This window comes from Georgenia sp. AZ-5, assembly GCF_043952095.1.
GTDB lineage: Bacteria > Actinomycetota > Actinomycetes > Actinomycetales > Actinomycetaceae > Georgenia.
Map to the genome: position 1 here is coordinate 3,784,893 of NZ_JBINOU010000001.1, position 14,394 is coordinate 3,799,286.

The 14,394-nt window shown below is 66.5% G+C and carries 12 protein-coding genes and 1 pseudogene; 5 read left to right on the forward strand and 8 right to left on the reverse strand.

Translation table 11 applies throughout. The annotated features are described in order from the left end of the window. Nucleotides 1-252: 252 nt before the first annotated feature. Complete coding sequence (locus ACF0H8_RS17555; RefSeq protein ID WP_395290169.1) at nucleotides 253-1,266, reverse strand: AAA family ATPase; 1,014 nt, start codon at nucleotides 1,264-1,266, stop codon at nucleotides 253-255. 218 nt (nucleotides 1,267-1,484) lie between these two features. Here ACF0H8_RS17555 and ACF0H8_RS17560 point away from each other — a divergent pair, with 218 nt between their 5' ends. Continuing rightward, a complete protein-coding gene (locus ACF0H8_RS17560; RefSeq protein WP_395290170.1) occupies nucleotides 1,485-2,312 on the forward strand; it encodes a GIY-YIG nuclease family protein in 828 nt (275 codons plus the stop codon). A gap of 459 nt (nucleotides 2,313-2,771) precedes the next feature. Here the strand turns inward: ACF0H8_RS17560 and ACF0H8_RS17565 are convergent, their stop codons facing one another. Beyond that, nucleotides 2,772-2,993, reverse strand: a complete 222-nt coding sequence (locus ACF0H8_RS17565; protein ID WP_395290171.1) for a hypothetical protein — start codon at nucleotides 2,991-2,993, stop codon at nucleotides 2,772-2,774. Nucleotides 2,994-3,146: 153 nt separating this feature from the next. Between ACF0H8_RS17565 and ACF0H8_RS17570 the strand changes: the two genes are divergently transcribed. Beyond that, on the forward strand, nucleotides 3,147-3,416 hold the full coding sequence (locus ACF0H8_RS17570) for a hypothetical protein (protein ID WP_395290172.1): 270 nt from the start codon (nucleotides 3,147-3,149) through the stop codon (nucleotides 3,414-3,416). 879 nt (nucleotides 3,417-4,295) lie between these two features. Here the strand turns inward: ACF0H8_RS17570 and ACF0H8_RS17575 are convergent. The 5 genes and pseudogenes from ACF0H8_RS17575 to ACF0H8_RS17595 form a co-directional block, all read right to left on the reverse strand. Further along, complete coding sequence (locus tag ACF0H8_RS17575) at nucleotides 4,296-4,697, reverse strand: hypothetical protein (protein ID WP_395290173.1); 402 nt, start codon at nucleotides 4,695-4,697, stop codon at nucleotides 4,296-4,298. A gap of 42 nt (nucleotides 4,698-4,739) precedes the next feature. Next, entirely contained in the window at nucleotides 4,740-5,813 is a 1,074-nt protein-coding gene (locus tag ACF0H8_RS17580; protein WP_395290920.1) for an IS630 family transposase, read from the reverse strand. Between the two features lie 144 nt (nucleotides 5,814-5,957). Then, nucleotides 5,958-6,965, reverse strand: a pseudogene (locus ACF0H8_RS17585) (CHAT domain-containing protein); the annotation flags it as partial. A 96-nt stretch (nucleotides 6,966-7,061) separates the two neighbouring features. Beyond that, complete coding sequence (locus ACF0H8_RS17590) at nucleotides 7,062-8,153, reverse strand: helix-turn-helix domain-containing protein (protein WP_395290174.1); 1,092 nt, start codon at nucleotides 8,151-8,153, stop codon at nucleotides 7,062-7,064. 20 nt (nucleotides 8,154-8,173) lie between these two features. Next, nucleotides 8,174-8,812: a hypothetical protein gene (locus ACF0H8_RS17595; RefSeq protein WP_395290175.1), complete on the reverse strand. Its 639-nt coding sequence runs from the start codon at nucleotides 8,810-8,812 to the stop codon at nucleotides 8,174-8,176. A gap of 788 nt (nucleotides 8,813-9,600) precedes the next feature. Between ACF0H8_RS17595 and mobF the strand changes: the two genes are divergently transcribed. After that, entirely contained in the window at nucleotides 9,601-12,006 is a 2,406-nt protein-coding gene (gene mobF / locus ACF0H8_RS17600) for a MobF family relaxase (RefSeq protein ID WP_395290176.1), read from the forward strand. Here the strand turns inward: mobF and ACF0H8_RS17605 are convergent. Continuing rightward, nucleotides 11,996-12,625, reverse strand: coding sequence for a helix-turn-helix domain-containing protein (locus tag ACF0H8_RS17605; protein ID WP_395290177.1), 630 nt, complete (start codon nucleotides 12,623-12,625; stop codon nucleotides 11,996-11,998). The genes mobF and ACF0H8_RS17605 overlap by 11 nt on opposite strands. A 110-nt stretch (nucleotides 12,626-12,735) precedes the next feature. Between ACF0H8_RS17605 and ACF0H8_RS17610 the strand changes: the two genes are divergently transcribed. After that, nucleotides 12,736-12,975: a helix-turn-helix domain-containing protein gene (locus tag ACF0H8_RS17610; protein WP_395290178.1), complete on the forward strand. Its 240-nt coding sequence runs from the start codon at nucleotides 12,736-12,738 to the stop codon at nucleotides 12,973-12,975. A 58-nt stretch (nucleotides 12,976-13,033) separates the two neighbouring features. Continuing rightward, nucleotides 13,034-14,155 (forward strand): tyrosine-type recombinase/integrase, encoded by a 1,122-nt coding sequence (locus tag ACF0H8_RS17615; RefSeq protein WP_395290179.1) that lies wholly within the window; start codon nucleotides 13,034-13,036, stop codon nucleotides 14,153-14,155. Nucleotides 14,156-14,394 lie beyond the last annotated feature (239 nt).

Sequence of the window (14,394 nt, forward strand, 5' to 3'; positions counted from 1 at the left end):
ACGTGAGTATCGGACCGTTGCGTCTCGTTGGCGGTCAACGGGCTCCGCCGGACTTCTTGCGGACTGTTTGCGGACTGCTAGGTGTCGGCTCGCCCGGTGACGGTGGCCTCGATCCAGGCAGGGGCACGGCGAACGTCCACGAAGCGAGCAACTCGAGTCGGTCGTCGCCAACGAGGCACACGCTGTCGACACGAGGCCCAGGGGTTCGCCGATGTTCGGGTCACGCCCGGGACGCCGCCGGCGTCCAGGACGTTACCCGAGCCAGCGTCGCCATCGAGAGAGCTCGGGTTCACGCGCTGGCTCCTCGCCGAGCGCGCGGGCGGCCTCGGCGACGTCGTCGGCGGTGAGGGTCGTTACGTCGGCACGGTCGAGCGAGTCCACACTCCGATCCTCGTCGCGTGTCAGACGCAGCGCCTGGCGGTTGAGCGCCTGCTCGAACAGCGTGCGGGCGAAGCGCGCGTTGCCGGACTCCTCATCATGGCGGAGGCCACCGAGGATGCGGCGGAGCGTCGCTTCGGCGCCAGGCTCTAGCGCGTACTCGTGCTGAATGAGGATGGTTGCGAAGATCGCCTCGAGCTCGTCGGTCGAGTAGTCGGGGAACCTGATCTCGCGAGCGAAACGAGAGCGGAGGCCAGGGTTCGAGAGCAGGAACGACTCCATCAGCCGGGGATAGCCGGCGACGATCACCACCAGGCGATGGCGGTGATCTTCCATGCGCTTGAGCAGGACCTCGATCGCCTCCGGTCCGAAGTCGGGCCGTCCGTCGCCCTCCGGCGCCAGCGAGTAGGCCTCGTCGATGAACAGGACGCCGTCGAGCGCCCGGCGGATCACGCGGTCGGTCTTGATCGCGGTCGCACCGACGTACTGCCCAACCAGAGCGGCCCGATCGACCTCCACCAGGTGCCCCTTCTGCAACAAGCCGACCGCCCGGTACATCTCGGCCAGGAGCCGCGCCACCGTGGTCTTGCCCGTGCCCGGGTTTCCGAGGAACACGAGGTGCTGGGTCGTCGCCACCTCGGGCAGGCCGTGGATCTTGCGGCGCGCCTGCACCTGCAGGAAGGCGACAAGCGCCTGCACCTGCTCCTTGACCGTCTCCAGTCCAACGAGCCCTTCGAGCTCCGCCTGCACCGCCGAGAGCGGCCGAACCGGTCGGGGGCGGCCGCCCAAGTGGTCATCCCCGCCCCGCAGACCGGGCCGCGGAAGTTGATCGCCCAGGCGGCCCACAGTCTCACGAAGGTCGTCGAGTGGCTTGCGGTTCGAAGCCATGCGGAGAGCCTATCTGGGCCACGGACGCGGAGGGTCGGTTGGGCGGCGGCCTGAACCGTCCCCGGATCCCCTGTCGGTCTCATGCGGGCCGGGACCGTGCTGGCCTGCCGGGTCGTCGAGCCGGACCCGTCGTGCCGGCGGTGCGGCTGCGAGGGCACGCCGTGTACCCGGCCACCCCTCCGACACCGCCGGTGGGTACGCCCATTTAGGGTCCTTCCATGGAGGCCATTCCGCTCACCGCGCTGCTCCCCGAAAGCCTCGACCCGAAGGCGTACAAGGTCCACTTCGCTGTTTGGAATCAGATCAAGCATCCGATTGACGTTCTCGCGACCAACCAGGAGGAGTGGCAGGGGTGGAACTCGTGGCGAAGCGTGAAGGACGACTTCAACCGCGAGTTCATCTTCTCGGTCGCTCAGGACAAGCACGACGCGACGCTCTGGCTTTTCGGCGGGATCTGGGAGGTTCTGGAGCGCAGGCACGAGCAGCAGGCGCACTCTTACACTGTGGCCCTGCGTGAGGACCTCATGGGTGCGTTCATCCGCCGCCTCTACATCCGCCACAAGCGGTCCGGCAGGAACATTCGCCGCACCATGGAGTCGGTGCTACCCACGATGACGGTCTCGTCGATCGTTGAGGAGCCGTTCGCCGGTGATCCTTTCCCGGGTCACGATCGGATCAATCACAGCCTCGCCGACCTACAGGCTGTCGTGAGTCAATCTCGGGCTGACTGGCGCATCGCGCTGGAGAGCATGAAGGGCGTCTACGTTATCCACGACAAGGAGACTGGGCAGCGGTACGTCGGCTCCGCGTACGGCGACACCGGCATCTGGCAACGCTGGGTGACGTACGCGGCCACGCTGCACGGCGGCAACATCGGTCTGAAGGAACTTGTCGAGGAGAGGGGTGAGGAGTACTACCGGACCAACATGCGGTTCGCGCTCCTGGAATACTGGTCGATGCGAACTGACGACTTCCATGTCCTCGAGCGTGAGTCGTACTGGAAGGACGTACTGCATGCGCGGTCGCTGGGTCACAACAAGAATTGACGTGCTTGCTGCCGAGCCAACGCCGAAAGACATGACCCAGGGTTTAGTGCATCGCTAAGTGACCGCGTGAGCTGTCCCTTTCCACGCCACAGGGTCACGTCACAGACGTCCAGTCGGTAGGACCGAGCCTGGAGATTGCGCTCAGAGACAGCCTGATCGAGACCAATAACGGTGAAATTATTGCGGACTCAGCGCGGACTGAGCGCCCCACCTCTCTGACCTCGGCAAACGCACTGGTTCACCACATTGAAGCGGAACGATTCCGCCGGTTTTTGGCTGGTTTCGGTCATCGTCGGTAGACGACGAAAACATGGTCTGACCTGCAAGAACGTGACTATCGGACCGTTGGGTCTCATCGGCGGTCATCGGCCTCCGCCGGACTTCTTGCGGACTGTTTGCGGACTGCTACGTGTCGGCGCGCTCGTTGATTACGCCCTCGATCGATCCAGGCCGGATCGGTCACTTCCAGCGAGAGCCAATCCGGGAGTCCAGCTCTCCCAAGTCAAGCCGATCGACGGATCTGCCTGGCCGCTCGACCGCCCGTGCCTGGATCATCGCCTTCTGCTCCTCGGAGACCTCGATCGGCGCCGACTCGATCGTGCTCTCGACGTACTCCACTAACTCCAGGCGCTCATCGAGGCCCGTAGCCTCGACAAGTAACTGCAGCGGGGGCTTCACCAAGCGTTGAGGTTATCCGTCCGCTGCGACATCCCGGCGGCAGCTGCCGGTCGCCGGCCAAGCCCCCGTCGCCAGGCTTCGTGCGATGGGCCATCCAGTCGCTCGCCGAGGCGCGCCAGCGCATCGTCGACGTGCGCGAGGAAACCGAGCGCGAGCGTGCCGAGCTCGAAGCACGCATCGCGGGGTCGCATCCGCGACGCCGAGCGCGGTGACGTGCGCGCCTACAACGCCGCGCTCACTGCCGGCTGGTCAGCGACCGAGCTGCGCAAGATCGAATTCCCAGAGCCGGAGAAGAAGAAGCGCGCCGCACGCGCACGGCGGCGCACGACTACAACGACCGAGACGAACGGCACCACCTCTCAGCCAATCACTGAGAGCAGCACACAGAACACGGGGGACACCGACCATGAGCGAGTCACCAGCTGAGTCCACGATCGCCGAGGCGATCGCCTCACGACCATCCACCGGGAGACCAGCCCCTCCTCCACCACGACGACGGTCGACGTAGGCCGCGGCATGCCCATCCCACTCGACCTCGACGACGAGTCCGATGAGTGAGCAGCCAGAAGCTCTCGCAGCTCGTCAGGCAGCCGTGGTCGCCGGCGCCATCCCCTACCGCCTGGAGTACGAGCCGAGCGATGACCAGGTGGCCATCGCCACCATCACCGACGGCCAGCTCGGACCCGTCGCCGACGTCAGCTGGGACTCCGACGCCGGCAACGACGCCATGCACGCCCGTTGGATGGCCGGACGCATCTCTCGCGCCTTCGCCAGGCGTCGACAACTTCGTCCCCGTCACCTACGGACCCCACGCCAACGAGCGCGCGGCCTCCTGTGCGGCGCGTTCGCCGAGTTCGGCAGCGCACACCTCGGGATCGCGGTCGACCACGAGGCCAACACTGCCCGGGTCATCGACCCCATCCTCGGCCCCGCTGATCAGACCTACGAGCTGGTGCCGCCCGCCGAGTTACATCGCCTCTGGGGTGCCGGCTCCCGCAGCCTCTCGCGAGGACCTGCTGCTGCGTTACGAGCCGCACCCGGCCCCCACCTATCCCCCGGCCTCCGACCGTGTCGCAAACACGATCGCGACCACGCTTCCCTCAGCGCGCCAGACAGAGGCGCGGGCACTGCTCGAGGACCTGACTCGACCGAAAACCGAGCACCGGACTGAGATCCCCTGCGGCGCTCCACGCCGTCAAGGCCACAGCTCCGGTGGCGCCATTAAGGACCCGCGGCTGATTGAGATACTGGTTCACGCCAGGCGGTATCCACGTCGGGTGTTCCCACGGAGTGTCGTCGGGACTCCTACTCCTCGAGCGGCTCGTTCATTTCAGTCAGGAAGGACCGGGCAAAGTCCATCCACTCCTGAGGAGTCGCGCCCTCCACCGATATCTCGAGGTACTCCCCCGGAGTCAGCCCTCTTGGCGCAGGGTTCAGTGGGCCACGGTCGTAGCCGTCGAACGGTGAGGTGCTCTTCACCGCGAAGAGAATCTCCCGCGCCTGAGACGTCCGGCCGTCGGCGGAACCACCGACCTGGAACGTACGGAAGATCTGGGTGTCCCTCGCGGGCGGCCACGTCCGCCACGCACGGTAGAAGGCTCCCTCCCACTCGTGATGGGCCCAGCGCCAGGGGCCTTTGAAGCCGACGGCGGCGAGGCCGGCAAGCAGTCCTTCTGCGGTGTTCTTGAGCTTCTGCTGCTTGTTCACATCGGGCCCTTCGGGGTTTTCATGAGCCGGCCGGGGGTGAGACTAGTGGTCCGTGTTTGAAGTGTTCTTACGGTTTGCCTTCTTGAGGATCTCATCAGCGGGCCTGGTCCAGACGAAGGGGTGGCATCGGTCGTTCCAGCCGTTGATGAAAACGCGGATCTTGGTGTTGAGATCCTTGACCGAGGCGAACGTGCCGCGGTGGATGGCCTGGCGCTCGATGATCCCGAACCAGACCTCAACCAGGTTCAGCCAGGACCCGGAGGTCGGGGTGAAGTGCACCTGCACGCGCGGGTTCGCGGCCAGCCACTTGCGGATCTCGATCCGTTTGTGCGCGGCGTAGTTGTCCATCACCAGGTGCAGCTCCTGGTCGGGGTAGGCGCGTGCGACCTGCTTGAGGAACGCGAGGAACTCCTGGTGGCGGTGGCGCGGCTTGCACGCGGCGGTGACCTTGCCGGTCGCGATCTCCAGCGCCGCGAACAGCGTCGAGGTCCCGTGCCGGACGTAGTCGTGGGTCCGCCGGGCGGGCAGACCCGGCTGCATCGGCAGCATCGGCGCGGTGCGGTCCAGAGCCTGGATCTGGGACTTCTCGTCCACGCACAGCACGACCGCGTTCTCCGGCGGGGCCAGGTACAGCCCGACCACATCGGTGACCTTCGCGACCAGCTCGGGATCAGTGGAGAACTTGAAGGTCTCCTCGCGCCAGGGCTGGACCCCATAGTCGCGCCATGCCTTGGCCACCGTGCCGTTGCTGATTCCCAGGTGCCGGCCCAGCAGCCGGCTCGACCAGTGCGTCACCCCGTACTTCTTCGGCGGCGGGGCGAGCGTGACCGAGACGATCTGACGATGGTCGATCTTCCGCGGCCGCCCCGAGCGCGGGTCGTCCTCCAACCCGGTGAGGCCCTCGCGCGCGTACCGGCCACGCCAGTCCAGCACCGTCGGGCGTGACACCCCGACCTTGTCCGCGATCGCGGTGTTCGACACCCCCTCCGCGGCCAGTAGCACGATCCGCGCTCGTTGGGCGAGCCCGGCCCTCTCACTGGAGGACCGGGTCAGCCGCACCAACTTCTCCCGGTCGCCATCCCGCAGTGCCAAGGCCGGGGCAGGTCGATTCGCCATACCCCATGCTCCCAGCAAGGCAACCGTAAATCTACTAACTACACACGACACTAGGACGAGCGTCGTGGGGTCGACGTCGTCTCGCGTTCTCAGTGTCGGGAGGTGGGAGTGGTCGACCTGGCCGGGGTCGAACATGGAGGCGGCAAGCATCTGCACCTTGGCCTGCTCAACGGCGGCGGCTACGGACTGGGCGGAGGCAAGTGCGGCGTAGAACGATCGCGCGAAGACAACGGCGGCCGTGTCGTCAATCGTGTCCGACATACCGATCACCACAGGGACCGTCTGCAGGAGGTCGTCTGCGCCCTCAAGGCTCTCGCATGCGTTCAAGACGACCAGACGAGGTGGTTCGTCCGTGGCTCCCAGAAGTTGTGCGAGGAGGGTGAAGTCGACGTCCTGCCCGTCGGCTTCGCCGGCATCGTTCTCCATCCAGACGCCGAACGCGTCAGCGTGGCCGGAGAAGTGCACGACATGGGGACGGTGGTCGTTCAATCCGTCAGTCAGGTCGCCGAAGGTTGCGGCGGGTGCGTGTTCCACGACGACGAGATCGCGGTACTTCGAGCCGCGCAACCCCTGCCTAACCTGTCGCACCTCCTGGTCAACGCGGAGCCATGCGCCTTGTTCGACGACCATCCCGTCGGGGCTCGTCACGGTGTTCGTGGTGGCGTCAGGATTCGACGTCAGGTAAAGCACTCGGAGCTGCTCGGGAGCCGGCGGGACAACCTCGACGTACCGGATAGCCGGCACCGGCGTGCTCGCCTTCGCAACAGCGCGTGCGTGGCTGAGCTCCTCGCGCCTTCGCTTGGCGTCGTTGCTCCGCTTAATGTTGTCGGCAGACTTCTGCTCCGATGCCTCAGCTGAACGCAGCGAGGTCGACTTCGTGGCGATCGTCTTCTCGATGGCCGCCATTTCCTTGCGCGCCTTGGCGACCTTGCTCTCAGCGGTGTCTGCCTTCTTCTCCTCGCGCTCGGCCGCAGCCAGCGACGACCGGACCGTGGAGGCGCTCTTGGAGCGCGCCGCCATTTCACGCTTCTTGCGAGCCGCCTCGCGCGCCGAGGTCGCGATCTTGCCCTGGGCAGCCACGATCTTCGCGTAGCCCGCCTTCTTGCCTTCCAGGGTCGCGATCTCCCGTCGGAGAGTGTCGCTTCGTGCCATCAATCACACCCACCTTTGCTGGTCAGAGACGGTATCGCCGCGATCGGCGAATTCGTCACCGCCGAGATGCCGCCCTAGGTCAGGATTTAGTTTTCTTCATCGGCTCTCTACTACCCGCAGGTGGCCCTCGCGGATGGCGGTTCGGTTTCCGGAAGAACCGCCGACCAACAGCGGCGTCAGGCCCATCATGTAAGCCTGAACTTCAGCCGGACTCAGCCCCAGATCCTCCGCAATAGTCGTTGGGCCGCGGTGGCTGTCGCGCAATTGTTGCATGACCTTAGTGAGCAGCATCGAGTTCTCGTGAGGGATCCCGTACGGCTCGCCGCGGCGATAGCCAAGGCGCGACAGGTCTACGCACACTGTGCGGTACGCCCACTCTGTCATCAATCCAAGCTCGTTCGCGCGATGCGCCATAGCCATCGCCGCCACGCTCCAGCGCTTCTTTGCTTCGATGACCTGGCGCACCGAGGCGTTGTTGAGTCCCTGAGCCAGAACGCCTGCCCTGGGCATCAGGAACGCGGCAGCGAACCGATTGGCCTCAGCCTCCGCGTCTGGCCCGTTGGGAACCCTGTCCTCACCGTGGAGGACCAAGTGACCGAGCTCGTGAGCAGCGTTGAAACGACGTCGCTCTCCCGACTTCTCACGGCTGAGCAGAATGAATGGCTGCCCGTGCCAACTCAAACAGAAGGCGTCCAAATCCTTGGTGTCGTCAGTCAGTGAGAAGACTCGAACGCCATGGGCCTCAAGCAGATGAACCATGTTGGCAATGGGTTGCTCCCCGAGCCCCCAGCGCGCCCGTACTTCCTGAGCCGCTAATTCGGGGTCTCGCCCGGTCAGGGAGGGCACATCTGGATCCGGAAGTGTAAACCTCTGCTCGATCCACTCATTGATGAGGATTGCGATGCGTCCAGAACTCAACCCGCGGTCCCGGGTGCGCGCCGTCATCTTGCTCAGTGCCCGAAAACTGACGGACTCGACGGGAATCTCCTCGAGGTCGTCGGCGGTAAGGAATGCCTCTTTGACTCCAAGGGCGTCGGCCAGCGTTTTCAGCGTCTGCGGAGCAGGGTCCTGGTGTTGATTCTCGTAGCTTGAGAGACTCACTCGGCTAAGACCGGTCTCGGCAGCAAGCCTTGTCAGTGTCCAGCCACGGCGCTTACGGGCAGCCGCCAATCGTGTGGGATTCAGCATGAGATCTGTCGTCCGCTCAACTAGCGCAGCGCGACTTCGACGTTGTACGCGTCGCCGCCGGACGGCGGCTCCTCGACCGTGACGGTGGGCAGCGGGTCCTGGCGCGAGATCTGCGGGAGGAGAATCCGCTCGCCCCAGTCGATGATGAGGCCATTCGCGATCGCAGTGGGCAGCGAGAGTTCGGCGTAGATGGTCTCGTCCGTCACTCGTTGGAGGAGGAACCAGGTGTTCTTGAGGTCAACAGGGTTGACCGCATAGTCGGGGCCGAGGTCAAGCACGCCCTGGTCGGCGTTCTGCTTGACCGCCAGCGATGTCAGGTCACCCTTGGGATACTTGGTCGACGGCTTCATCCCTGGGATGTCCACGCCGGTGAACACATCGCCCGAACTTGTGACAATGGAGAAAGCGCCGCTCGGGTGGATCGTCCGGCAAAAGTGCTTGGAGTTGTCGAACCCCCAGTTGAGCGGAACTAGCTCCTCGCGAACGTAGCGCACCGTCTTCGCATACCGCGTCGTGCCCTCTGCGGTCGGCGGCTCGAGACCGGTAGTCAGCTTCGCCTCGGCATCGGCGCGCAGCAGGGCGCGCACGAGCAGGTCCGAACTGAGACCGAGCTGGTGGAGACGACCCTCGGCGGCGTTTTCGATCGCAACTACGGTCATGATTCGGGCTCCTGGTGACGGGGAGGTCTTGACGGAACAGTACCTCATGGGAGGTCGCGAATCGTTAACCTGTCCCCGGCGTGTTGACGAGTGCTGCTGCCCCCATCAAATCTGGACGGTTCTGCGCGATAGGTCGCGATGGCGATCCAGGGGAGAGGGCAGCCCGCGCCGCGTACGCCGTGGCCGTTAGACGAACCACCAGCGGACGCTCGCCACGCCAAGAGGTGGCGTCGCCGGTCGAACGTCCCGTAAGACCCGACCGGCCGCGCGTCCCGCTATGGGGCGACGTACGGGGCCTGGTCTGCGTCCGATGCTCCTTTTGCTCGGTTCGTGAAGGAGCTCATCCTCAGCGGCCTGACTGTCACCGATCCGCTTCTGCGCTCTCGCCTGACTGCAATGCCCGATCTCCAGTTCTCACTGGGAAATCGTTGGCTCTCGACGGCCCCCACAATCTGGTCCCACCTACTACTTCGCGGCCCGTCTCAGGCCCTCCCCATCGAGCGGTACGCATGCTACGAAGGACGTAGATGGGTCGCCCGTGATCGGGCGGCCCACGCGGCATTTCTGGGGGTCCGTTGGATGTCGACGGACGTTCGCGGAGGTGGTGGTCCGGGTGCATGGCGGGGTGAAGTTCTACCGCGGCGCGGCGAGGGCCGCCCGGGCCTACGTCGAACGCGATCGGTCCCGGGCAGACGACTACTACCTCGGTGAGGGAACCGGCGTCGCCGAGCGATTCACCGCGACGCCGGAGGACGTCGAGCGCGCGGGTTCGATGGACGGCGAGACCTATGAGCAGTGGGTCGCCGGCATCGACATCGACACCGGCCGCCCGAAGGGCTGGGTCCGCAAGGACGCGCGCGCTGCGGTTCGTCGAGGTCACCGTCAACGGTCCCAAGACTTGGTCGCTGGCCGCTGCGCTTCATCCAGAGGTCTCTGCCGCGCTCGACGCCGCCCAGGACAGGGCCGCCGCGGAGATCGTCGTCTGGGTCGCCCAGCATGCGACGACGCGGGTCGGGCCGCGCGGGCGGCAGGTGCAGGTCCCGGTCGAGCGGATCGAGGCCGCGGTCATCCGGCACTACACCTCCCGTGCCGGCGACCCTCACCGGCATCTTCATCTCCAGATCAACGCCCGCGTCTACGCGGCCGGTGCCTGGCGCGGTATCCACTCCGTCGGAATCCGCGACAGCATCGAGGCGATCAACGGCATCGGCCACGCCGCGGTCGCGACCGACCCGCAGTTCCGATCGGTGCTCGCGGCGCACGGGTTGGTGCTCGAACCGGAGACGAACGAGATTCGCCAGCTGATCCCATACGTCGGGGCGTTCAGCGCGCGTACCGCGCAGATCCGGCGGAACGTGGACCGCTACGAAGGCGACTGGCGCAGAAAGCACCCCGGCGAGGAGCCAGGTCCCGGGCTGCGCGAGGTGTGGGACCGGCGGGCGTGGGCAGAAGCCCGCCCCGACAAGGTCGTCCCGAAGGACGGCCGGGAGCTCGTGGCCCGCTGGAACGGCGAGCTGCGTGCGCTCGGCTACCGCGACCCCGCGAAATCCGTTCCGCCGGCAGGGCCACGCCTAGGTTGGATCGACCGCGATGTCGCAGCAGACCTTGTCGTCTCCATCCTCGGGGCGAAGAGGTCGGCATGGAACACCGCGGACATCCGCGGGAAGACGGAGGTCCTCCTCGCACAGACCTGTCTACTCGCCGACCCGGCCGCGCGAGCCGAGCTCGCCGAGGACATCACCGCCCGGGCCGCCACCCGGTGCGTCACGTTGCTCAACCGGCCCGATGTGCCAGTGCACATCCGATCATTGAGCTCACCGCAGGTGCTCGAGGTCGAGGCCGACATCGTTGCCCGGATCGCACGCAGGGCGGCTCAGCCGGCTCGCAGGGTCCGCGTGGGCGGACGCGGCGTGGTCGCGATCGACCCGTCCCAAGCCGTCGTGGCTGGCGCCCTGGCAGGCGACGGACCACTCGTGGTGGTCGAAGGCGCCGCGGGTGCCGGAAAGACCACCACGCTTCGGTTCACTCGGGAGCTGCTGTCCCTGCGAGGCCATCGGCTCATGGTGGTGACGCCGACGTTGAAGGCCGCCGAGGTCGCAGCCGCAGAGACCGGCGCTGACGGTCACTCCGCCGCCTGGCTGATCTACCAGCACGGATGGCGCTGGGACGCCGACGGCCAATGGGCCCGCCAGCCGAACCCAGCGCTCGATCCGAGCGCCCGGCTCCGGGCCGGTGACCTGCTGCTCATCGACGAGGCCGGGATGCTCGACCAGGACACCGCCCGGGCGCTGCTCACCATCGCCGACGAGACCGGCGCACGCGTGGCGTTCGTCGGAGACCGGCACCAGCTCCCCGCCGTCGGGCGCGGAGGCGTCCTCGACCACGCGGTCTCGTGGGCGCACCCGACCGCCGTCGTCACCTTGGAGAAGGTGCACCGATTCACGGACCCCGGCTACGCGACGCTGAGTCTGCGGATGCGTAACGGTGACGACCCCGGCGGGGTCTTCGACGCCCTCCACCGCCGCGGACACATCGTGATCCACGCCTCCGACGTCGAACGCACTGCCGTCCTCGCCGACGCCGGCGCTAATGGGGATCTCGTTATCGCCGACGCGCGCGAACAGGTCGCCGAGCTCAACGCCGCCATCAGACACCACATGCAGCGCGACGGGAACGCCCGCCGGGAGGTCACCACTGCTGGCGGCGATCGGATTGGGGTCGGGGACCGGGTCGCGACCCGACGCAACGATCCCGGCCTGCAGGTCGTGAACCGCCAGACCTGGACCGTCACCGGGATCGGCAAGGACGGCAGCCTCCTCCTCCACGGCCGGGGACGGGACCGCGAGATCCCGGTCACCTACGCGACACGGTTCGTCGAGCTCGCCTACGCCACCACCGTCCACGGCGCCCAGGGCAGCACCGTCACGAACGCCCACGTCGCCATGGGCGAGCACACCGGTGCCGCGTCGGCGTACGTCGCCATGACCCGCGGCCGGCAGACCAACGTCGCTCACCTTGTCGCCGAGAATGTCGACGTCGCCCGGAACCAGTGGATCGAGATCTTCAATCGCGACCGCGCCGACCTCGGACCCGCGCACGCGCGCCGCCAGGCACGCGACGCGATCGATCGCTACGGCCCCCAGCGCTGGCATCGGCCTGTCCCGGCGGCTCGCGATCGCGGCCTCAGGCTCTGACCTGACGGCGCCCTCCGGCCCCGGCCGGGCGGGGCCAGGCGATGCCGATCTCCGCTGCCATCCGCGCGTTGATCCCGGCGGGGTCGAGCGGTGGATCCTCACGGGAGGCCCCACCCTTGGCCTCATCGATCAAGGGCTGCCACGCCGCGCGGACCGAGTCAGGAAGGTGCATGTTGGGCCAGGCCTCGACCAACAGGGCGGCGTCAACTGTCTCCAGGAGCATCTCGTCGAGGCCGCGGCACAACACCAGCTCGTAGAACTCGATCCGCTCTCTCGAATCCGAGAGATCCCAGATCTCCTTGCCGTCCGCGTATCCCATGAACGGGAAGACCTGGACGCGCGAGAAGCACAACGGCACCGGGACCTGCCACAGCCGGTTCGGCACCGCAAAATACGCGAGTACGGGGTCCTCGACGTAGACGAACTCGACCCGGCGCTTCAAAGCGAGCTCCGCGTCCGCAGCATCGAGCAACCGCTCGACCACCTCCAGCGTCGGTGACTTCCGGCGCGACTCGTACTCCGACACCGACGACTGCTGGGTTCTCGCCAGTTCCGCCAACCGGCGTTGCGACAAGCCCGCCGCCCTGCGGGCGGACTCGATCACGGTCATCGATTCCATGCGTCAATGATCGCCGATCATCGATCGGTGCGCGATGCACACCTCCTTGTTGAGGTCGGAGACACCGGCCCGCGACCCAGCCGGGTCACCTACACCGAGGAGCACTAGCCATGACCACATCACCGACTAACCCCGTCGACAACCGTCCCATCAAGAACCCCGGCGACGAGATGCTCACCCTCCAAGAGGCTTGCGCCTTTCTCCGCATCCCCGAAGGCACCCTGCGCTACTGGCGCCACCTCGGCGCCGGACCGCACAGCTTCAAGATCGGCCGCCACGTCCGCTACTGGCGCGCCGACCTCATCCGCTGGCTCACCGATCAGGCCAGCCGTCCACAGAACCACCGCTGACGCCCCCTGCCCTCCGATCTCGCAGGAACCATGGAGTCATCCCGGAAGGAGCATCATCATGGCGGGGAACATCGCCAAACGGGCCAACGGCAAGTGGCGGGCGCGGTACCGCGACGAGGCGGGCAAGGAACACTCACGGCACTTCGATCGCAAGATCGACGCGCAGCAGTGGCTGGATCGCGTCACCTCGGCGGTGGTCACCGGCACCTACGCCGATCCCCAGGCCGGAAAGATCACATTCTCGGCGTTCTTCGGCGAGTGGTCGGCCCGCCAGGTCTGGGCGCCCGGCACCGTGCTCGCAATGTCGCTGGCGGCCAGATCAACGCCCTTCGCGGGGAAGCCGATAAGTCAGGTCCGCCGCTCGGACGTCGAGGCCTGGATCAAGCAGATGAACGCTGCCGGCCTCGCCCCCGGCACGATCAAGACCCGGTACGTCAACGTCAGGTCGGTGTTCCGCGCCGCCGTCAAGGACAGGGCGATCGGCTCCGACCCGACGGACGGCGTACGCCTCCCCCGTCGACGTCGCGCGGACGTCGCCATGTCGATCCCCACCCCGGAGGAGGTGGGACAGCTCATGACCGTGGCCGACGAGCGGTTCCAGCCATTTGTCGCCCTCTGCGCGTTCGCCGGCCTGCGGCTCGGTGAAGCTGCCGGCGTTCAGCTTGGCGACGTGGACTTTCTGCGAAAGACCCTCAAGGTCTCCCGCCAGGTCCAGCGACTCAACGGCGGTGAGATCGACGTCCGAGCGCCCAAGTATGGCTCCGAACGCGTCGTCTACCTCGCCGACAACCTCGTCAACGTGCGCGCCAAGCACGTCGCCAAGTACGGCACGACGGGCAAGAGTCGCTGGCTCTTCGCCGGCGAAGAGGAGGGCCCGCCGCACCAGAACACCGTCGGGCACTGGTGGCGAAAGGCGCTGCGCGACGCCGGGCTCTCCGGGATCAAGCTGCACGACCTACGGCACTTCTACGCCTCCGGGCTGATCGCGGCCGGGTGCGACGTCGTGACCGTTCAACGCTCCCTCGGCCACTCGAAAGCGACAACGACCCTCAACACCTACGCACACCTCTGGCCCACGGCCGAGGACCGTACAAGGAAGGCAGCGGAGTCGATCATGTCCGCGTCACTCGACCCACCTGCCGCGATGCTCGACAAGGTGGCTATGGAAATGAGGGAGTGAGCCGCTAGACCATTTGGGAACAGGTCTGTCGGCGCTCCCCACTACAGTCGTGCCATGCGTCGCGGATACGTCGAGGCACACGTTTAGTTGCGAGAGTCCTTCGAGGTGGCTGCGGGCTGGCTCGGGGCACACCCGACGCTGATCGCATCATCAACACGCGCCATTGAGGCGTCTCGTTGGCTTGAGTCCGCACACATCTCCCTCGGCACTACATCGAACCGTCACTCGCGCTTTGAGGC

Excerpts from the sequence above, each read along its gene's own strand:
- ACF0H8_RS17555 (WP_395290169.1), bottom strand. The coding sequence starts at position 1,266 with ATGGCTTCGAACCGCAAGCCACTCGACGACCTTCGTGAGACTGTGGGC.
- ACF0H8_RS17560 (WP_395290170.1), top strand. The coding sequence starts at position 1,485 with ATGGAGGCCATTCCGCTCACCGCGCTGCTCCCCGAAAGCCTCGACCCG.
- ACF0H8_RS17580 (WP_395290920.1), bottom strand. The coding sequence starts at position 5,813 with ATGGCGAATCGACCTGCCCCGGCCTTGGCACTGCGGGATGGCGACCGG.
- ACF0H8_RS17590 (WP_395290174.1), bottom strand. The coding sequence starts at position 8,153 with ATGCTGAATCCCACACGATTGGCGGCTGCCCGTAAGCGCCGTGGCTGG.
- ACF0H8_RS17595 (WP_395290175.1), bottom strand. The coding sequence starts at position 8,812 with ATGACCGTAGTTGCGATCGAAAACGCCGCCGAGGGTCGTCTCCACCAG.
- mobF (WP_395290176.1), top strand. The coding sequence starts at position 9,601 with ATGAGCAGTGGGTCGCCGGCATCGACATCGACACCGGCCGCCCGAAGG.
- ACF0H8_RS17605 (WP_395290177.1), bottom strand. The coding sequence starts at position 12,625 with ATGGAATCGATGACCGTGATCGAGTCCGCCCGCAGGGCGGCGGGCTTG.
- ACF0H8_RS17610 (WP_395290178.1), top strand. The coding sequence starts at position 12,736 with ATGACCACATCACCGACTAACCCCGTCGACAACCGTCCCATCAAGAAC.
- ACF0H8_RS17615 (WP_395290179.1), top strand. The coding sequence starts at position 13,034 with ATGGCGGGGAACATCGCCAAACGGGCCAACGGCAAGTGGCGGGCGCGG.